The sequence below is a fragment of the Kitasatospora hibisci genome, from assembly GCF_043950205.1.
GTDB classification, from domain to species: domain Bacteria; phylum Actinomycetota; class Actinomycetes; order Streptomycetales; family Streptomycetaceae; genus Kitasatospora; species Kitasatospora hibisci.
The window spans coordinates 5842197-5860765 of record NZ_CP171642.1 but is presented as its reverse complement, the minus strand read 5'-3'; the positions used below and the strand labels follow the sequence as shown (position 1 = coordinate 5860765).

18 protein-coding genes are annotated in these 18569 nt (G+C 72.9%); 8 read left to right on the top strand and 10 right to left on the bottom strand.

The window, feature by feature from the left end:
• Positions 1-5: 5 nt before the first annotated feature.
• Entirely contained in the window at positions 6-962 is a 957-nt protein-coding gene (locus ACF9IK_RS25655) for a GlxA family transcriptional regulator (protein ID WP_395296452.1), read from the bottom strand.
• A 103-nt stretch (positions 963-1065) separates the two neighbouring features.
• Between ACF9IK_RS25655 and ACF9IK_RS25650 the strand changes: the two genes are divergently transcribed.
• Positions 1066-1767, top strand: coding sequence for an HD domain-containing protein (locus ACF9IK_RS25650; RefSeq protein WP_395296451.1), 702 nt, complete (start codon positions 1066-1068; stop codon positions 1765-1767).
• A gap of 268 nt (positions 1768-2035) precedes the next feature.
• Here ACF9IK_RS25650 and ACF9IK_RS25645 read toward each other — a convergent pair whose 3' ends face one another.
• Both ACF9IK_RS25645 and ACF9IK_RS25640 read right to left on the bottom strand, forming a co-directional pair.
• Positions 2036-3016: an aldo/keto reductase gene (locus ACF9IK_RS25645; protein WP_395298678.1), complete on the bottom strand. Its 981-nt coding sequence runs from the start codon at positions 3014-3016 to the stop codon at positions 2036-2038.
• 317 nt (positions 3017-3333) lie between these two features.
• On the bottom strand, positions 3334-4425 hold the full coding sequence (locus ACF9IK_RS25640) for a PP2C family protein-serine/threonine phosphatase (RefSeq protein WP_395296450.1): 1092 nt from the start codon (positions 4423-4425) through the stop codon (positions 3334-3336).
• A 296-nt stretch (positions 4426-4721) separates the two neighbouring features.
• Here ACF9IK_RS25640 and ACF9IK_RS25635 point away from each other — a divergent pair, with 296 nt between their 5' ends.
• Positions 4722-5078 (top strand): arsenate reductase family protein, encoded by a 357-nt coding sequence (locus ACF9IK_RS25635; RefSeq protein ID WP_395296449.1) that lies wholly within the window; start codon positions 4722-4724, stop codon positions 5076-5078.
• A gap of 85 nt (positions 5079-5163) precedes the next feature.
• On the opposite strand, the gene ACF9IK_RS25630 is transcribed toward ACF9IK_RS25635, so the two are convergent.
• On the bottom strand, positions 5164-5634 hold the full coding sequence (locus ACF9IK_RS25630; RefSeq protein WP_395296448.1) for a pyridoxamine 5'-phosphate oxidase family protein: 471 nt from the start codon (positions 5632-5634) through the stop codon (positions 5164-5166).
• A 79-nt stretch (positions 5635-5713) separates the two neighbouring features.
• Here ACF9IK_RS25630 and ACF9IK_RS25625 point away from each other — a divergent pair, with 79 nt between their 5' ends.
• The 3 genes from ACF9IK_RS25625 (at position 5714) to ACF9IK_RS25615 (ending at position 7556) form a co-directional block, all read left to right on the top strand.
• Entirely contained in the window at positions 5714-6268 is a 555-nt protein-coding gene (locus ACF9IK_RS25625) for a DUF1697 domain-containing protein (protein ID WP_395296447.1), read from the top strand.
• A gap of 65 nt (positions 6269-6333) precedes the next feature.
• Positions 6334-6879 (top strand): FHA domain-containing protein, encoded by a 546-nt coding sequence (locus ACF9IK_RS25620; protein WP_395296446.1) that lies wholly within the window; start codon positions 6334-6336, stop codon positions 6877-6879.
• A 68-nt stretch (positions 6880-6947) separates the two neighbouring features.
• Positions 6948-7556 carry a DUF6891 domain-containing protein gene (locus ACF9IK_RS25615; RefSeq protein WP_395296445.1) on the top strand — a complete coding sequence of 203 codons (609 nt, stop codon included), beginning with the start codon at positions 6948-6950 and terminating at the stop codon, positions 7554-7556.
• Between the two features lie 263 nt (positions 7557-7819).
• Here ACF9IK_RS25615 and ACF9IK_RS25610 read toward each other — a convergent pair whose 3' ends face one another.
• Both ACF9IK_RS25610 and ACF9IK_RS25605 read right to left on the bottom strand, forming a co-directional pair.
• Positions 7820-8575, bottom strand: coding sequence for a hemerythrin domain-containing protein (locus ACF9IK_RS25610; RefSeq protein WP_395296444.1), 756 nt, complete (start codon positions 8573-8575; stop codon positions 7820-7822).
• Positions 8576-8885: 310 nt separating this feature from the next.
• Positions 8886-9953 (bottom strand): alpha/beta hydrolase, encoded by a 1068-nt coding sequence (locus tag ACF9IK_RS25605; protein WP_395296443.1) that lies wholly within the window; start codon positions 9951-9953, stop codon positions 8886-8888.
• A gap of 517 nt (positions 9954-10470) precedes the next feature.
• Between ACF9IK_RS25605 and ACF9IK_RS25600 the strand changes: the two genes are divergently transcribed.
• Positions 10471-11229 carry an SDR family oxidoreductase gene (locus tag ACF9IK_RS25600; RefSeq protein WP_395296442.1) on the top strand — a complete coding sequence of 253 codons (759 nt, stop codon included), beginning with the start codon at positions 10471-10473 and terminating at the stop codon, positions 11227-11229.
• 58 nt (positions 11230-11287) lie between these two features.
• On the opposite strand, the gene ACF9IK_RS25595 is transcribed toward ACF9IK_RS25600, so the two are convergent.
• Both ACF9IK_RS25595 and ACF9IK_RS25590 read right to left on the bottom strand, forming a co-directional pair.
• A complete protein-coding gene (locus ACF9IK_RS25595; RefSeq protein ID WP_395296441.1) occupies positions 11288-11509 on the bottom strand; it encodes a hypothetical protein in 222 nt (73 codons plus the stop codon).
• A gap of 166 nt (positions 11510-11675) precedes the next feature.
• Positions 11676-13418, bottom strand: coding sequence for a carbohydrate-binding module family 20 domain-containing protein (locus tag ACF9IK_RS25590; protein WP_395296440.1), 1743 nt, complete (start codon positions 13416-13418; stop codon positions 11676-11678).
• Between the two features lie 219 nt (positions 13419-13637).
• Here ACF9IK_RS25590 and ACF9IK_RS25585 point away from each other — a divergent pair, with 219 nt between their 5' ends.
• Positions 13638-14159: a SigE family RNA polymerase sigma factor gene (locus ACF9IK_RS25585; RefSeq protein ID WP_395296439.1), complete on the top strand. Its 522-nt coding sequence runs from the start codon at positions 13638-13640 to the stop codon at positions 14157-14159.
• Positions 14160-14256: 97 nt separating this feature from the next.
• The gene (locus ACF9IK_RS25580; protein ID WP_395296438.1) at positions 14257-15105 is read left to right on the top strand and encodes a hypothetical protein; all 849 of its coding nucleotides are present in this window, start codon (positions 14257-14259) and stop codon (positions 15103-15105) included.
• A 21-nt stretch (positions 15106-15126) separates the two neighbouring features.
• Here ACF9IK_RS25580 and ACF9IK_RS25575 read toward each other — a convergent pair whose 3' ends face one another.
• Together ACF9IK_RS25575 and ACF9IK_RS25570 are read right to left on the bottom strand one after the other, a co-directional pair.
• Positions 15127-15465, bottom strand: a complete 339-nt coding sequence (locus ACF9IK_RS25575; protein WP_395296437.1) for a P-II family nitrogen regulator — start codon at positions 15463-15465, stop codon at positions 15127-15129.
• A gap of 235 nt (positions 15466-15700) precedes the next feature.
• Positions 15701-18034 (bottom strand): M4 family metallopeptidase, encoded by a 2334-nt coding sequence (locus tag ACF9IK_RS25570; RefSeq protein ID WP_395296436.1) that lies wholly within the window; start codon positions 18032-18034, stop codon positions 15701-15703.
• Positions 18035-18569 lie beyond the last annotated feature (535 nt).

Genomic DNA, 18569 nt, shown 5'->3' with positions numbered 1-18569 from the left:
CGCTCCTACGCCGACGGGTGGAAGGTCCGACGGTAGCTCTGCGGGGTCGTGCCGACGAAGCGGTGGAAGTGGTGCCGGAGCGTCGCGGGGGTTCCGAGGCCGGTGCGATCGGCGATCTGCCCGACGGACAACCCGCTGGTCTCGAGCAGTTCGCGGGCCAGGTCGACGCGGGCGCGGAGCAGCCACTGCAGCGGCGTGGTGCCGGTCTGGGCGCGGAAGCGGCGGTTGAGGCTGCGGATGCTCAGGGCGGCGTGTCCCGCGATCTCCGCCAGGGTGAGCGGCTGGTGGAGGTTGCGCTCCATCCAGGTGAGAGTGGGCCGCAGCGAGGTGGTGCGGTCCTCCGGCGCCGGGTGCTCGATGAACTGGGTCTGACCGCCGTCGCGCTGGAGGGGCATGACGATGCGGCGGGCGGTGGCGGCGGCGACCGCGGAGCCGAGGTCCCGGCGGACGAGGTGGAGGCACAGGTCGAGCCCGGCGGCGATGCCTGCGGAGGTCGCCCGCCGGCCCTGGTCGATGAACAGCGCGTCGCGGTCCACCTCGACGCGGGGATGGCGGCGCGCGAGCTCGTCGGCGTACTGCCAGTGGGTGGTGGCCCGCCAGCCGTCGAGCAGGCCGGCGGCGGCGAGGGTGAACGCTCCGATGCACAGCGAGGCGATGCGGGCCCCGCGGTCGGCCGCCGTCCGCAGCGCCTCGCCCACCGGGGCGGGCACGGGATCGAGGAACCCCGAGTGGCCGGGAACGATCACGGTGTCCGCCTCGGACAGCGCCTCCAGACCGTGCGGGACCGTCAGCCGGAGGGCCCCGTACTCGGACGGGGTGGTGACGGTTCGCCCCGGAGCGCACACGAGCACCTCGTAGTGCGGCTGGCCGGCCGCCCGGCCCGCGGAGCCGAAGACCTGACCGGGCAGGGACAGTTCGAACGGCAGGACACCGTCCAGCGCCAGGACCGCGACGACATGCATGTCCAGAATTTAGCGCAGTAAGGCATTCGCGCCACTCACGGGACCCGCCGGGTCGGACGCAGGATCGGTGCATACCCTCCGCACCGAAACGAGGAGCCGGATCATGAGCATCCAACCACCCGACTGGTACAGCGAGTTCGATCTTCCGCGCAGCGAGCTGGCCGTCGCCGCCCTGCGGCTCGCCGAAGAGGCGGAGGAGCCGTACCTCTTCCGGCACAGCGTGCGCGGCTACCTGTTCGCCCGGGAGCTCGGGCGCCACCGCGGCCTGCGGGCCGGCGCGGACTACCACGACGAGCAGCTCTTCCTGGGCTGCGTGCTGCACGACCTGGGCCTGACCGAACAGGGCAACGGCGGCCAGCGGTTCGAGGTGGACGGGGCGGACCTCGCGGCCGCCTTCCTGCGCGAGCGCGGGGCCGACGAGACCACGGTGGCCGTGGTGTGGGACGCCGTCGCCCTCCACACCTCCGACGGGATCGCCGCCCGCAAGGCCCCGGAGGTCGCCCTGGCCCAGGCCGGGATCGCCCTCGACGTCATGGGCCGGGGCAGGGAGGCCCTGCCCGAGGGCTTCGCCGAACGGGTGCACGGCGCCTTCCCGCGTGACGACCTCGGCTACGCGATAGCCGACGCGATCGTCGCCCAGGCCATGGGCAACCCCGCCAAGGCCTCCCCGCTGAGCTTCCCCGGCCAGCTCCTGCGCCACCGCCTTCCGCACAGCGCGGTGCCGGACTGGGACGACCTCATCGCCCGGGCCGGCTGGGGCGACCGGCCCACCGCAGGCTCCGGCCGCCCGGACCGAAACGGCTGATCGGGGGCCGTGTCGAGCACCACCCGGTACACCGCACCACGGTCCCCCGGATGCGGATGAACCCTGGAGGCGTCGTCCCCGGTCAGGACTACCTGGTCGTGCCCGTCCATCGGCGCCGGTGACCCGCCGCACCTGTCGTTCCGCGGGTCAGCACCTCGCTGACCCGCGGAAACGCTCGCGTGTGGTCGAGGAGATCTGTTCTGCGGGCTGCGGCGTCTTCTTCGCCGCCGGGTTCTTCACCGCCGGGTCCCTCGCCGCGGTCGGCAAGCTACCCGCCGGTGGCCGGGGTCGCACCGTCGAGGTCGGCGAGGTCTCGGTCCGTCAGCTCCAGACCGGCGGCCAGGGCATTCTCCTGGAGGCGGTCCAGGCGGGTTGTTCCGGGAATGGGGACGATGTGCCCGCCCTGGGCCAGGATCCAGGCGAGTGCGACCTGCGCCCGGGTGGCGCCTCGCCGCTCGGCCACCGCGCCCAGCAGGGCGATGATGTGCCGGTCGTCGGTGCGAGCCGTTGGCGTGAAGCGGGGGTGGCGAGCGCGTAGGTCGCCGGGCGGAAAGCGCGTCTCGGGGGTGATGTCGCCGGTGAGGAAGCCGCGGCCGAGAGGCGAGAAGGGGACGAACAACGCGTCGTTCTCGGCACACCAGCCGATGATGCCGTCCCCGTGCCTCCCGTTGCCGAGGGGCTGTCGGGACCAGAGCGAGAACTCGGACTGAACGGCGGCGACAGGATGCGTGCGATGCGCTCGACGGGCCTCGTGGACCTGGACGTCCGACAAGCCGAGATGGCCGATCTTCCCCTCTGCCACCATCTCCGCCAAGGCGCCCCAGCTCTCCTCAAGAGGTACGGCCGGGTCGATACGGTGCAAATAGCACAGGTCAACGTGTTCGGTGCGCAGACGGCGCAGGCTCGCTTCCACCACCCGGCGCAGGTGTTCCGGCCTGCCGTCGCGACGCAATGCCAGGGTGGCCAAGTCGTCGACGACCAAACCGACCTTGGTGGCGATGAGGACCTCGCGGCGCCGGTGGGTGACGGCCCGCCCGATCAGCCTTTCGTTGTGGCCCTCGCCGTATACCCCGGCGGTGTCGAGGAGTGTGACACCCAGGTCGACCGCCGCGTTCAGCAGTGCCGTCCAGGCGTGGTCGTCGAGGTTCGGGCGGGTGTACATCCAGGGACTCAATCCCGCACAGCCGAAGCCCACCGCGCCGATTCGCCGATCAGCAGGCCGAAACACCCTGGACCGCGAAACCGGCATTCGGGGGGCGTTGTTCCGCGCCGGATTCTCCGTGGCCACGAGTCGCCTCCCGTCGGGACTGTCAAGCGAGGACGGACATCACTCTAGGAGTGCACCGGGTCGCAGAAGGTCGCTTTCCGGAAGATCTCGGCGCCGCCCGGAACGTGACCACCGCCTTCCCGGATCGCCGGCCGATCGACCCGGCCAGGACCGGACCAGCACGGGCCGAGCCCCGGCTCCCTCCTCGGCCCCCATCGGGCGGGAGGGCGCCCGTCGCCCCGGACGGCGCCCGTGCGCAGGCGGCTGTTCGCGGACCGGCCCGACGGAGCGGGGAGGTCCTACGCCGGAGTGAGGGCCAGCACGGCGAGGTCGTCGGCCAACAGACCCGCGTACGCGTCGACGTCCCGGGCGAGGAAGGAGACCAACCGGTCCGGCGCGGTCGTGCCCAGCCCGGCCAGGCGGGAGGCCAGCGGGTAGAAGGCGCCGGTGGCGTCGCGGGCCTCGCTCACGCCGTCGGTGAAGAGCAGCAGAGTGTGACCGGGCGGGAGGGGGACGGCGGCCGGCTCGCTGCGCGGGGCGCCCGCCCGGAGGTCGCCGAGGCCGAGCGGCAACTCGAAGGGGCAGCTCACCTCGGCGATGGTGTGGTCGGAGAGCAGCAGCGGTGCGACGTGGCCCCGGTTGACCAGCTCGGCCCGGCCCTCGCCGGGCCGGTACTGGAGCAGGACGGCCGTCACGAAGAGCTCCTCGTCGCCCCAGCCCGCGGCGTCGCGCAGCACCGCGCGGTCCAGTTGTTCGGCGAGCTCGACCAGGTCCGCGGTGTCGTGGGCGGTCGCCCGGAAGGCCCCGAGCACGTCCGCCACCGTCCGGACGGCGCCGAGGCCCTTGCCGCGGACGTCGCCGAGCAGCACCCGCGCGCCGAAGCGGGTGTCGCAGACCTCGTAGAGGTCGCCGCCGATCAGGACCTCGGCCTGGGCCGGGCGGTACAGACCCGCGACGCGCAGGCCCCCGGCCCGCTCGGGGACGGGGCGCAGCACCGTGCGCTGGAGCGTCTCGGCCACCGTGCGGGCGCGCCGCAGGGTGCGGCCCTGCCGGATCCGCTGCCAGGACAGGGCGGTACCGGTGATCCCGGCCAGCAGGGTGGACAGGTAGACCCAGACGTGGTGCTGCTCGCCCAGGTGGCCGGCCCGCTCGGCAAGGACCAGCTGGAGCGCGATGGTGCCGACGGTGGCGGCCGCGGTGGCCGTCGGCCCGTGGCTGAAGGCCACCACGACGGGCAGCGCGATGAGCAGGAAGCCGGCCGCGACGGCGCCCGGGACGACCGCTTCGAAAACCAGGTCGAGCACCACCAGCAGCACCGGGACCCAGGCCACCCAGCGCGGTGGTCTCCGTTCCGCGGCCACCTGGTGCGACGGGCGAAGCGCTGCGGGCACGGCGGGAACCTCCTGGCCGGCCGACGGGGGCGGACGGTCCGGGTGGACCGGCCCGGGTGGACGGTCCGGGTGACCGCTCCGCCCCTCCATGCTCCCCCAGCGGCGCGGCCACGGCCTCCCGCCCGGGCCCGGGCGGGCCCGGCGTCCCGGTCAGCGGACGGTGATCGGCACGGTCTCGTAGCCGCGCAGGACCGGACGGTCCCGCCGGGTGGGCACGCCGCCGGGAGCGAGTCGCGGGAAGCGGTCGAGCAGCGCCGGGAAGGCGACCTGGCAGGGGCGGTCGGTAGGCTGACGGCATGGAGATCTGGATCAACCCGCGCTGCGGGAAGTGCCGGACGGCGCTGGGGGCGCTGGAGTCCGTCGGCGCCAAGTACACCGTGCGCCGCTACCTGGAGGACCCGCCGACCGCCGCCGAGCTGGAGCAGGTCCTGGAGCGGCTGGCCCTGGAGCCGTGGGACATCACCAGGCTCGACGAGCAGGCCGCCAAGGACCTCGGCATGAAGCAGTGGACCCGCGAGCCGGGCGACCGAGCGCGCTGGATCGCCGCGATGGCCGAGCACCCGATCCTGATCCAGCGCCCGATCATCACCGCCGACGACGGCCACGCCGTGGTGGCCCGCACCCCGGAGGCCCTCAGCTCCGTACTGCCGTAGGGCAGTCACCCTCCTCGGAAGAACGGGCCCGGACGGGTTCGAAGGCGCGGCCCCGGCCAGGGCGGCCGGGGCCCGCGCGCCGCGGTCACTCCCGCCGGACGCGCTGCACCGGCTGCCCCGGGCGCCAGGACGTGATCCAGACGTGCTCGTCCTCCACCGTGGTGTGCACCACCTGCTCCAGCTCCAGCCGGAAGGCGTGGAACGGGCCCGGCGGCGGCTCCGGCAGCTCGGCCACCCAGGCGGCGATCTCGACCTCGTCGGTGATCTCCACGGCCCGGCCGGAGACCTTGGAGTCGCCGCCCGTCAGGGTCTCGTCCCCCGGGTGGGCGTGCAGCGCGAAACGGGAGTCCCGGCGGAGATCTCGCGCCTTCATCGCGCCGTACATGGACCCGAAGGTGAGATCGGCGCCGGTGAAGTCCACCTCGATGCCGCTCACCCGGGGCGAGCCGTCCTTGCGCAGCGTCGCCAGGACGTGGTGCTTGTTGGCCTCGAAGCGCGCCCGTACGGCGGGGGCCAGGTCCGGAGCCTCGTACTCGAAGTCCTGCCAGGTAGCCATGGCGCCAGTCTGGCACCCGGCACCGACGGCCGCGGTCCGGCGCGCACGCCGTGTCGGAGGCCGGTGGCAGACTGGCCCGGTGACCACCACGACCACGTACATCGCCTTCCTCCGGGCCGTCAACGTCGGCGGCCGGACGGTGAAGATGGAGCGGCTGCGGGCCCTCTTCGGCGAGCTCGGGCTCGACGGCGTCCGCTCGTACATCCAGAGCGGCAACGTCTTCTTCACCACCGACGAGCCGGACCGCGCCGCGCTCACCCGCCGGATCGAGGGGCACCTGGAGGAGGCGCTCGGCTTCCCGGTGCCGGTGCTGCTGCGCACCGTCGAGGAGGTCGAGGCGGTGCTCGCCGCCGAGCCCTTCGCGGGCATCGAGGTGACCCCGGACGTCCGGCTGGTCGTCAACTTCCTCACCGAGCCGCTGCCGGCGGACTTCCCCGTCCCGTACACCTCGCCCAAGGGCGACTACGAGGTGATCGGCGCCGACGCCGGCACCGCGTACGTGGTGGTCCACCTCCGGGACGGCCGCTGGAACGCCCCCGCGAACCTCTTCGGCCGGTCCTACCGCGGCTCGGCCACGGCCCGCTTCCTGCACACCACCGTCAAGATCCTGGCCGCGGCCGGGAAACCGTCCTGATACGGGTCCTCGACGGCCGAGGGGGATTCTGGACAGCCGGGGCCGGCTGCGCCGACAATCGGGCCATGAGCTCTCCTGAAATCCGGACACACGTGGTCCGGCCGTCCGAGGCCGAGCGGGACCACGCGCTCGACGTGCTGCGGGAAGGCGCCGGCAGCGGCCGCCTGTCGCACGACACCTTCCTCGGGCGGATGGAGCTGGTGCTGCAGGCCAACAGCCGGTCCGAACTGGACTCGGCGCTGGCGGACCTGCCGGCCCGGAACCCGATCGGGCGGTTCGTGCTGCGGACGGTCGGTCAGGTCTCGGCCTTCGGCGTGCGGTTGCGCGGCGCGTGGCGGCTCGAACGGCTGCCGGGGCTGAGCCTGCCCCAGGGCGACGAGCGACAGCTGACGATAGGCCGGATCCCCGGTTCGGGGCTGCGGCTGCACGACATATCGGTCTCGCGCCACCACGCCGAGCTGCGGCGGGAAGGCGACGACTGGGTGCTGTACGACCTCGGCTCGACCAACGGAACGCACGTGAACGGCCTGCGGATCGCCGGCGGGGTGCGGGTCCGGCCCGGCGACCAGGTGCGGTTCGGCAACCTGGAGTTCCGGCTCGCCTCGGGCTGAGGCCGCCGGCCGCACACGGCGCGGGCCCCGGCGAGGGGACTGTCGGTGGCCGGTGCGAGGATGCGGCCATGGACCAGGAGACCGTGACCCCCGCGCCCGAACCCGCCTCCGACCTGCGGCGCGAGGCCGAGGAGCGCGCCCGCGAGCTGATCCGCTGCGGCTTCCAGGAATCGGACGAGATAGCCGAGTCCCTGGCCGAAGAGTTCGAGGAGGAGGGGCTCTCGGCGCAGGACGCCGCGGCCTTGGTCGGCCCGCTCTGGCGGGAGCGGCTGGCCGAGCAGGCGTCCTGGCCCGCGACCACCGACGTGGACCGTCTGGCGGCGGCCTTCGACGCGTTGGAGGAGCGCGGCGTCGTGGCGGCCATGGACTTCACGTGCTGTGCGAGCTGCGGCTACGCGGAGATCGGCGGCGAGGCCGAGGAGGGCTCGCGCGGCTTCGTCTTCTTCCACCAGCAGGACACCGAGAGCGCGGCCGCCGGCGGCGGGCTGATGCTCCGGTACGGCGGCTTCCGGGGCGCCGGCGAGCCGAAGGAGTCGGCGGAGCAGCGGACGACGGGGATCGGTCGCGAGGTGGTCACGGCGTTGGAGGCGGTCGGCCTTCCGGTGGAGTGGAGCGGTTCACCGGACAAGGCGATCCACGTCACCCCGCTGACCTGGCTCAACCGCCTGCCGGAGTAGCGGGTGCGCCGCCCGCCGGCCACCGGGCGCCCGGATCAGCGGCCGAGGTGGATCTCGGCGTGGATCTCGGCGTGGTGGTCGCGCGGTGGCGGCGCCGGCGCCCGGCGCGTGGACCTGTTCCGCAGGCCTCACGTCACGCTGCCGTCGGTCGGCCACGAGCTGCCCGCGGTGCCGGCCGGGGCGGCACCGGCCTGCCGGACCTCGGCATAGCCGTCCGGCATATGCCACGCGCGTAGATCGACGGCCCGCGAAAGCACCGGCGGTCAGTCGGCGAGCTGCTCCCGGACGTCGGCGGGGCCCCAGAGCGGGGCGGTGCAGCGCTGGTAGGTGGCCTGCCAGTGCGGCCAGTTGCGGGCCACGTCGTCGTCGCACTCCGCGATCAGCTGCTCCACCACCGCCGGCTCGACACCGTCCAGCAGCCAGGCGAGCGCGTCGGCGGTCCCGGGGCCGGCGGCGGCGCGCAGCAGGTCCAGCAGCTCGGGCAGTCCGCCGAGCCGGGAGGAGCCGGCGAAGACCAGCTCCATCCGGGGCAGCAGCTGGCGCTCCTCGATCCGCAGGTGGGTCTCCAGCCGTGCGGCGAGGTCCTCCATGGCGTAGGCGACCGGCCAGGCGCTGCCGGCGTCCCGGCTGGCGATCCGGACCAGCGTGGTGACCCGGGTGAACGAGTGGTCGAGGTTGTGGTGGTCCGCCTCCAGCCAGTTGAGCAGCAGCCGCAGCTCCGGGGCGAAGCGGCGGACGAGCGGCCAGAGCCGGGTGTCCTGCTGCTCGTGGTGGCACGTCAGCATCGCGGTGACGAAGTGCCAGTGCCGCAGCAGCGCCGCACCCTTCTCGTCCTCGCCCGGCTGGATCAGCCGCAGCGAGTTGGGCAGCCGCGCCAGGTCGCGGCGGAGCGCGGCGTGCACCAGGCGCAGTCCGGCGAACCGGAGGGCTTGCGGCTCCACGTCGGCGGCCCGGCCGCGCGAGGGCTCGCCCTGGGCGGGAACGGACGGGGACGCTACGGGCAGCAGGTGGCTCGGCATGGCACTCTCTTCACGGCTTGGCACGGCTGGCGGCATCGCCACGGACGACTGCGCGGCGGCGGATTGCAGTCCCACCACAGTGGCCACAGTCGATCAGGCATGAATCAATGTCCGATTGACGCGCAGGTCAGCGCGTTGCGAAGCCCCGCGCCCGCCCCTGCGGCGCCGAGTCCCGCTGTACTCCGCCGGACGCCGGTCGGACGACGCGGGAGCCCTGCGAGGACACCGACGCCCCGGTGGCCCGGCCCTGCACGGGCCGGGCCACCGGGGCGTCGCACGCGGCGCCGGGGCACCGCACAGCAGTGGAGCGTCAGTCGCTCTGCGGACCCGCCAGGTTCTTGGACAACCACTGCAGCGTGTCCGGGATCATCTTCTTGAAGTCGCTGGTGAGGTGCTTGCCGCCGGGCTGCTCGTAGTACTCGAGCGAGAGCGGCGGCGCGGCCTTGGCGACCCAGGCCTTGACCAGCCTGGTCTCGTACGCGTTGGCGCCGCCGGCGGTGACCAGCATCTTGACGTCGGCCTTGCCCTGGCCGACCATCACGTCCGGGCTGTTGGCCTGGCGCTCGGTCTCGTGGCCCTTCCAGAGCCCCGAGTCCGGGTTGAAGTAGCCGTCGATCGGGACGGCGGCCTTGAACTTGTCCGGGTGCTGGAGGGCGAGCTTCGCGCTGCAGAACGCCCCGGTGGAGGCGCCCATCAGACCCCAGCCGTCGCGGCCCTTGATCGTGCGGAAGTTGGCGCGGACGAAGTCCGGGATGTCCTCGGCCATCCAGGTGCCCATCTTGGGCTGGCCCGGGATGTCGGCGCAGTCGAGGGCGTTCTTCTCATCGGCGGTGAAGTTCTGCACCGGCATGATCATGATGAACGGGTGCGCCTTGCCCGCCTTGACCAGCTCGACGTTCTCCTCCTGGATCGGCAGCTGGTTGTCGGTCCAGGTGTTGTAGCCGTTGCTCTGGCCGCCCGCGTAGAGGGTGAGGACGGGGAAGCCGGTCTTCGCGTACTTCGGGTCGTTGTACTCGGGCGGCAGCCAGATCCAGACCTTGCCGGACACGCCGGACTTGAGCCCGTTCAGCGTGGTCACCATGATCGCACCGGCGGCGGTGTCCCGGGCCTTGGTCATCGGGGCGGCCGGACCGGTCGGCATCAGCACCTTGCTCGGGGCGGTCGGCGTCGGAGTGGCGGTCGGCGCCGCGGCGGAGCTGCTGCCGCCCGCCTCCGGCGCGCCGGAGGCCGCAGCGCCGGCCGCGCCCGCGCCGCCGCCCTTGGCGGAGTCCCCCTTCCCGCTGCCGTCCGTGCTGCCACAGGCCGCCAGCGAGGCGGCCAGGGTGAAGGCGGCGGCGCCGGTCAGCACGGCGCGGATTCGGGTGGACTGCGGCTGCACGGTGAGGACTCTCCGACCGGTGTCACGCCCGCTCCCCTCGGGAGCCGGACGGCGGCCCCCGGGTGGGGCCGGACATGGCCCGGGGCGCGACGTCGTCCGCGGCCCGGGGGACCGGCGCGCCGCCCCTCGCGGGGGCGCGCCGCCCTGCGATCTTATGACGTGAGGCGCGTCAACCCGGTTGCGCCATCGCCAGTGGCAATCCAATGTTTGTCCCCGATCCGGTAAAGGACCCGGCCCGGCCCGCCGGTCGGCGGGCCCCTGCCCCCGCCGGACGGCGGGGAGCACAGCCGGAGCGGTCCCGTGGCCGCTACGGTTTGGGCCCTCGCACCAGTGACGCGGCGCCCCGGATCGGGCACGATCGGCTCGCCCGTCGCACCACGTCCGAGGACCGCAGTTCTCAATCAGTGGTCGGAGCGTCCCGAAGGACCGGGCGACCATTCCTCAGAAGCCATGAACGGCAAACCGCCATCAGCCACACCCGGTCCTCCCGGACCGCCTCACATTCTTAGGGACCGCCATGCCCCAGCAGATCGCCGTCGTCACCGGAGCCGGCAGCGGGGTCGGCCGCGCCGTGGCCGTGGAGCTGGCCGCCGCCGGCTGGCGGCTGGTGCTCGCCGGGCGGCGCGAGGAGCCGCTGAACGAGACCGCAGACCGTTGCCGGGCGGCCGCTCCGGACGCCGGGGCGGTCGCGGTGCCGACCGACGTCACCGACCCGGAGGCGGTGGACGGGCTCTTCGCCGCGGCCGCCGGGCGGTTCGGCCGGGTCGATCTGCTGTTCAACAACGCCGGGACCTTCGGCGCGCCGACCCCGGTGGACGAGCTGGACGTCGCCGAGTGGCGCGCCGTGGTCGACCTCAACCTGACCGGGGCGTTCCTCTGCGCCCGGGCCGCGTTCCGGCAGATGAAGGCCCAGGCCCCGCGGGGCGGCCGGATCATCAACAACGGCTCGATCTCGGCACACGTGCCGCGCCCGCAGTCGATCGCCTACACCGCGACCAAGCACGCCGTCACCGGGCTCACCAAGTCGCTGTCGCTGGACGGCCGGCCGTACCGGATCGCCTGCGGGCAGATCGATATCGGCAACGCGGCGACCGACATGACGGCGGCGATGAGCGTCGGCGTACGGCAGGCGGACGGGCGGGTCGCGGTGGAGCCCACCATGGACGTCGGCGACGTGGCCCGCACGGTCCGGCACATGGCCGGGCTGCCGCTGGAGGCCAACGTGCAGTTCGCCACCGTGATGGCCACCGCCATGCCGTACATCGGCCGGGGCTGAGGCGCGGAGGCCGAGCCGCGGAGGCCGAGCCGCGGGGCCCGTGCCGGCCCACGGCGTGCTAGTCGTCGTGCGAGTGGCGGTAGCGCCGCCGGCCGCCCTCCACGTCGAGCAGGTAGACGCTGGTGGTCGGCCAGTACTCGCCCGCCTCGGTGACGGGGAGCTCGGCCCGCAGCACCATCCGCAGGGAGGGCGGCGGGGCGGCGGCGTTCACGCGCTTGCGGTGGCCGTCCCAGCGGCCGCCGCAGAGTTCGATGTCGAGGACGACGGAGGTGGTGCTCATGCCGCGATGCTGGCAGCCTTCACCCGACCCGGGGGTTTGAACCCCGCGAAGCCACTCGCCCGAGCGAACCACCGGCACAACAGGCTGACGGCCGCCCCCATCGTGTACAGGGGCGGCCGTCAGCCGGGGCGGGTCCGCAGGCCGGGCCCGCGGTCCCGGGGACGGGTCAGTTGCGCCAGGTGTCGTTCAGCGTCACCGAGCCGGAGGCCGGCACCGCCGCGGTCCGGTTGGCACCGGACTCCCAGGTCACCGCGCCCGAGGCGTCCTTGCGGATGTACTTGTACTCGAAGGCGGTGCCGGAGGCCATCGAGACGTCCAGCTTCCAGACCGGGTACGAGGCCGAGGAGAGCAGCAGGGCCTTGCCGGTGTCCCAGCCGCCGAGCGCGGCGGTGTTGCCCACCACGTAGATGTTCTGCCCGAACACGGTGGTCGCGTCGACCGCGAACGAGGCGCCGCCGGTCACCGGGGTGCCGGAGCCGCCGGGCGCGCCGACGTGGAGGGCCACCGCGTCGCCCGCGCCGACGGTGGCGGTGAACCGCCCGTCCGAACCGACCGTGTAGGACGCGCCGGTGCAGCCGCCCGCGGTCGGGTCGCCGTGCTGGACGTCGCAGTACGACCCGGCCGGCAGCGAGGTCTGGAAGGTCTCGGTGACCGGCCCGGACTCGCGGTTGATCGCCACGAAGCCCTTGCCGCCGCGGCCGAAGGCGATCGCGTTGTTGCCGTTGGACCACCAGTCGGTGATGCCGGTGCCCGCCACCGCGTTGCGGAAGCCGACCATGTTGGCCACCTGCCGCCAGGCGTGGGTGCAGTTCCAGCCGTCGCTGTAGCAGGCGTTGACGGTGCCCCCGTTCGGCGGGCCGTCGTCGTGGCCGGTGAAGGCGTAGCCGGAGTAGACGTTGGGCGCGCCGTACGGGTGGGCCAGCATGAAGACGTTGGCCAGCGTGTAGGCGGAGCCGTCCTTGTAGGTCAGGGTCGAGCCGTTGCGCTCCGTGTCCCAGTTGTCGACGAAGGTCCGGGCCTTGTCGGTGGGCAGCAGCCCCGAGCCCCAGGACGCGAGGTCGGCGATCCGACCGCCCTGGAAGGCGCTCTTCAGCCAGGTACCGGAGCGGAACTCGTCCACGTCGCCGGTGCCGGTGTACTCGGAGGGCTGGATCGGCTCGCCGGCGCCGTAGATGACCTCCTGCACCCAGAAGGCGTTCGGGTCGGCCGTCTTCGCCTTGATGCCGGCGAGGTCGGTGGCGGCGATGTGCTTGGCCGCGTCGATCCGGTAGCCGTCGACGCCGAGCGAGGCCAGGTCGTCCAGGTAATTCGCGATGGTCTGCTGGACGTAGGCGCTGCCGGTGTCCAGGTCGGAGAGGTTGACCAGCTCGCAGTTCTGCACGTCGGCGCGGTCGCCGTAGTTGCTGATCGCGGTGCGGCAGGAGTGGAAGTCCCAGTCCTGGTAGTACCCGGGGTAGTTGTACTTGCTGTAGACGGTGCCGCCGGTCCCGGTACCGGAGCCGGCCGACATGTGGTTGACCACCGAGTCGGCGATCACCTTGACGCCGGCCGCGTGGCAGGTGTCGATCATGTTCTTGAAGGACGTCCGGTCGCCGAGGCGCCCGGCTATCTTGTAGCTCACCGGCTGGTAGGAGGTCCACCACTGGCTGCCCTGGATGTGCTCCTGGGGCGGCGAGACCTCGACGAAGCCGTAGCCCTTGGGGCCGAGGGTGTCGGTGCAGGCCTTGGCGACGGAGTCGAAACGCCACTCGAAGAGGGTCGCCGTGACGTCCTTTCCGTTGGCCGGCGGGGCGGCCTGGGCGGTGGGGGCGGCGCCGAGGGCCGCGGTGAGCGAGAGCGCGAGCGCCGCGGAGGCGGTCAGCGCGCCGGCCACTCTGGCAGGCCGGCGGGTGGGGGCGGTGGTGACCACGTTGTCTCCTGGGGGCTGGGGTGGGGGCAGCCTGGGGTACCGCGCGTGAAAGCTTGCTGAAACTTGCGGGAAACTTGCAGCGCTGAACCTAGGGTCGACACCGGGGCCCGTCAAGGCCTTGGAAGCAACGTTTCTGCAGCTCCGGAAACTCGTGTGCGACTTTCCCTCCGGCCGAAGCGTGGATACGGACGGCGAACGGCGACGACCACGGGGGGCGGCATGGACAGGGCGGGCGACTTCGAGGAGTTCGCGGCCAATCGGGCCGGGCGGCTCTTCCAGGTCGCCTACCTGATGTGCGGCGACTGGCACCAGGCCCAGGACCTCGTCCAGACCACCCTGGCCAAGATGTACTCGGTCTGGGGCCGGCTGCGCCGCGGCGACGACGAGCCCGCGCTCGACGCCTACGCCCGCAAGGTGCTGCTCCGCTGCTACCTGTCGCACCGCCGGCTGCGCCGCTCCGGCGAGATCGCCGTCGGCGACCTGCCGGACACCCCGGCCGGTCCGGACGACCACCCCGCGGCCGGCAGCGACCTGCGGCTCACCCTCGTCGCCGCACTGCGAACCCTGCCGCCGCGCAACCGCGCGGTGGTGGTGCTCCGGTACCTGGAGGACCATCCGATCGAGGCGGTGGCCGAGATGCTCGGCACCACTCCGGCGGCCGTCAAGGGGCTCTCCACCCGCTCGCTCGCCCGGCTCCGCGAGGTCCTGGCGGACGACCGCGAGCTGCTGTTCCGCCCCTGAACCCGCACCCCGCCGCCCACAACTCCCGCCGCGCGTCCCGTCCCGCCACCCCCGCCGCACCCGACCCGACCCGACCCGACCCGACCAGGAGCCCGTCTTGGCCCCCGACCCGGACTTCGACCCGGACCTCGAACACGACCTCGGCAGACTGCTCGCCGGCAGCGTCCAGGACCTGCACCCGCCGGTCGCCGTGATGCTCGCCGAGGCCACCCGGCGCGGCCGCGTGCTACGCCGGCGCCGCCGGCTGGCCACCACTGCCTCGGCCGCGGCCGTCCTCACGCTGGCCGCCGCCGTCACCCTGACCGGTCTGCCGGACCCGCTCGGCCGCAGCGCCGGCCCCGCCGCGCCCACCGCCGCCGGCTCCCCCACCGACGGCTCAGCCGCCTCCCTCGCCGCCTCCGGCCAGGACGATCTGAGGCAGCGCCAACGCGCCGCACTGCAGGACACCCTGGCCCGGCTGATCGGCCCCGGCACCACGCTGGACGCCGAGGCCGGCGGCGACCAGCTCACCCTCGACCCGACCGCCGACGCGGTGCTCTGGACCAGGTACGACGACGGGAAGGGCGCCGCCACCGTCTCGGTCGAGGTGCACGGCCCGGCCTCCGGCGCCACTGCGCCCTCCTGCGGCACCCGTACCGACGCCGCCCGGGCCACCGGTTACAGCTGCACCACCGCCGGCGGGCCCGGTCCGGCCCCGCAGATCGTCGAGGTGCTGGCGAGCGCCGACACCGGCTGGACCACCTACCGGATCTGGACGCCGTACCCGGACGGCACCCGGGTCGGACTCGCCGTGCACAACGGCACGATGCACGACGCCGAGGACCCGTCCCTCAACCCGCACCGGACCCGGTCCAGCCCGCCGATCGACCTGGCCCGGTGGCAGCAGATCGCCGCCGACGAGGCCTGGCAGCAGGTCCCGGGCCTGCGCGGCGCACACCGGCCGTAGGGCCCCCCGGGGTCGTACGGGCTACACGGCGTCCGGGCCGTACTCGCCGGTGCGGACGCGGACGATGGTCTCCACCGGCACCGACCAGACCTTGCCGTCGCCGATCTTCCCGGTGCGGGCGGCGCGGACGATCTCCTCGATCACCCGCTCGGCGTCCTCGTCCTCCACCACGACCTCGATCCGGGCCTTGGGCACCAGGTCGATCCGGTACTCGGCACCCCGGTAGACCTCCGTGTGCCCGTGCTGCCGCCCGTACCCGCTGGCCTCGGTGACGGTCAGTCCGTGCACGCCCACGGCCTGCAGCGCGCTCTTGACCTCGTCCAGCTTGAACGGCTTGACGATCGCGGTGATCAGCTTCATGCGGAGGCCCTGTCGGACGGGTGCGGGTGCACGGTGGCGGTGGTGTGGACGGGTCGTGCCGTGTCCTGGGACGCCGTGATCGTACGCCGTCCCGGCGGGCCGGGCGAGGACGACGCCGCGCGACGCCGAAGGGGGCCGGACGAAGGGCGGGACCGCACGACGCAGGGCCCGGCAGCCGTGCTGCCGGGCCCTGCTCCCTGTCTCACCTGGTTTCAGCCGGTCCTGCCGGCCGGGTTCAGCTCGTGGTGATCGAGGTGTCGTCGATCACGAAGCTCGTCTGCAGCGAGTAGTCCTCGGTGCCGTTGAACTTCAGCGTGACCGACTGGCCGGCGTAGGCCGACAGGTCGAAGGTGCGCAGCTGGTAGCCGGCGGCGGCGTCCACGTTGGAGTAGGTCTTCAGCGCGGTGCCGTTGACGGTCACGGTCAGCTTGTCGTACGCCGTCGAGCCGGACTCACCGGTGTCGATGTGCAGGTAGAAGCTGAGGGTGGCCTTGCAACCGGACGGGATGGTCACCGTCTGGGAGAGGCTGTCCGTGTGGGTCGAGCCGTAGCCGTTCAGCCACGCCTTCCACGAACCGCTGTGCGGGGCCTGCGAGGAGCCGCCGTCGATGACGCCGCTGGTGGCCGTCCACGGCGTGGCCGCGCCCGACTCGAAGCCCGCGTTGCCGAGCAGCTGCGCCGGCGTGCAGGTGCTGCTGGTGTCGGTGACCGTCCAGGTGAAGCTGGTGGTCCCGGTCTTGTTCGCGGCGTCCTTCGCGGTCACGGTGACGTTGGAGGTGCCGACGGTGGTCGGCGTGCCGGTGATCACGCCGGTGGAGGCGTTGATCGACAGGCCGGTGGGCAGGCCGGTGGCCGAGTAGCTGAGCGGGGCGGAGCCGCCGCTGGCCTTGATCGCCAGGTTGACCGCGGTGCCGACCTTGGTGCTCTGGTTGCCCGGGTTGGTGACGGTGACGCCGCCCGGGTTCGGCGCCGTGCCGACGTTGACGCCCGCCCAGGCGGTGCCGACCGCGGTGAGCTCGGCACTGCCCGCGCCGTAGAGGTCGGTGGCCGCCTTCTCCGTCGCGGTGCGGGCCGCGGCGTAGTTGGTGGTGGAGGTCATGTAGGTGGTCAGCGCGCGGTACCAGATCGCGGCGGCCTTGTCCCGGCCGATGCCGGTGACGGCGATGTTGTTCTGGGTCGGCGAGTTGTAGCTGACGCCGTTGATGACCTTCGCGCCGCTGCCCTCGGACAGCAGGTAGAAGAAGTGGTTGGCGACGCCCGAGGAGTAGTGGACGTCCTTGTTGCCGACGGTGGAGGACCAGTAGTCGGCAGACGCGCCGTCCTTGGACGGCTTGTCCATGTAGCGCAGGGGGGTGCCGTTCCCGTTGATGTCGATCAACTCGCCGATCAGGTAATCGGGGTTGTCGGTCGGGATGTTGGCGTAGAACTCCACCATGGTGCCGAAGATGTCCGAGGTGGCCTCGTTCAGGCCGCCGGACTCGCCCGAGTAGTTGAGGTTCGCCGTGGCGGCGGTGACGCCGTGGCTCATCTCGTGGCCGGCCACGTCGAGCTCGGTGAGCGGGTGGGTGTTGCCGCTGCCGTCACCGTAGGTCATGCAGAAGCAGTCGTCGTCCCAGAACGCGTTCACGTAGTTGTTGCCGTAGTGGACGCGGCTGTAGGCGCCGACCCCGTCGTTGCGGATGCCGCTGCGGCCGAAGGTGTTCTTGTAGTAGTCCCAGGTGGCCGCGACGCCGAAGTGCGCGTCGACCGCGGCGGACTCGCTGTTGGAGGCGGTGCCGTCGCCCCAGCTGTCGGTGGACTTGCTGTACAGGGTGCCGGTGCCGGAGGTCCCGTGGTTCAGGTTGGTGGTGTACATCCCACCGCGGGCGCCGTCCTTCATCTGGTACGTCGAGCCCGACTGGGTGGTGCCGATGGTGACGTTGCCGACGAAGACGCCCTTGCCGGTGCCGGTCTTGACGCCCTCGAACTTCTGGATGACCTGGCCGGAGGTCGCGTCGGTGACCACGTGCAGCTTGCTCGGCGTGCCGTCCGCCTCGGTCGAGGAGACGACCGTCTCCCAGGCGAGCCGCGGGTTGTTGTCGGCGGCCCAGACCACCAGGCGCGGCGCGCTCTCCAGCGCGGACCCGGACTCGGCGGCCAGCGCGGCGGACTGCGCGGCCGGCGCGGCCAGCTTCGGAGTGGTGCTGACACCGGTGAGTGCCGCGGTGCTGGCGCGGTCCACGCCCGTGGTCGTGCCGCCCGGGGCCTGGTGGACCACCAGGTCGCCGCCGAGCACCGGCAGGCCGTTGAGGGTGCGCTCGTAGCGCAGGTGGCGGGCGCCGTTGGCGTCCTGGACGACGTCCTTGGTGACCAGCTTCTCCTCGCTGCCCAGGCCCAGGGTCTGGGCGAGGGAGGCGGACTGCTGGGTCGCCGAGGAGATCAGCTCGGCACGGCTGGCCTGCTGGGCGGCGACGGCCGCCGGCGCGTCCGGGGTGGCCGCCTGCGCGATGACCGGGAAGCCGGTCACCAGCAGCGCGGTGGTGGCGGCCATGACAACCGCCGCCTTCCGGGCCTGGGTGTAGCGGGACATGCGGACTCCTTTTCCGACCGGCGCGGGTTCGCGTGCGGTGGAGAGAACCTGGCCGCAGGGTTGCGGCTCAGTGGGGGCCCCCGCCGCCGGTGTGCGGCGCGGGTGCGGTTGCTGCGGAGCAGGGTGGAACGATTTCCGATGGGGCGCGCTGTTCCTGGCCTGTGACAGCCGCACCGGGGGGTGGGGCCCCCTCGTCTGCAGCCGGAGGAATCGTGGCAGCAAACGCGTCGTGAATGACAGATGCATGCCACGAAATGGCCGATTAGCGATCGAAACCGTATACCGGTGGGCCCCTTGACTGTGTTACAGGCGCGAGACCTCGTGACGACCGTTTTCATTTTCGCCGGAACGTTCGGCCACCCCCGGCGGGCACTGACCAGTGCTCGGATCGGCCGCCCGCGCCGAAACCCGGCCGGAAGCGCCGGACGGCGGCGGCACGTCACCGTTCCGGCCGTGCCAGCGACGGTTTTCGGCCACCCGGCGCACCGCCCGGCCCGGAGGACGGCGCGGGCCCCGCACCACCCCGGAGGCGGTG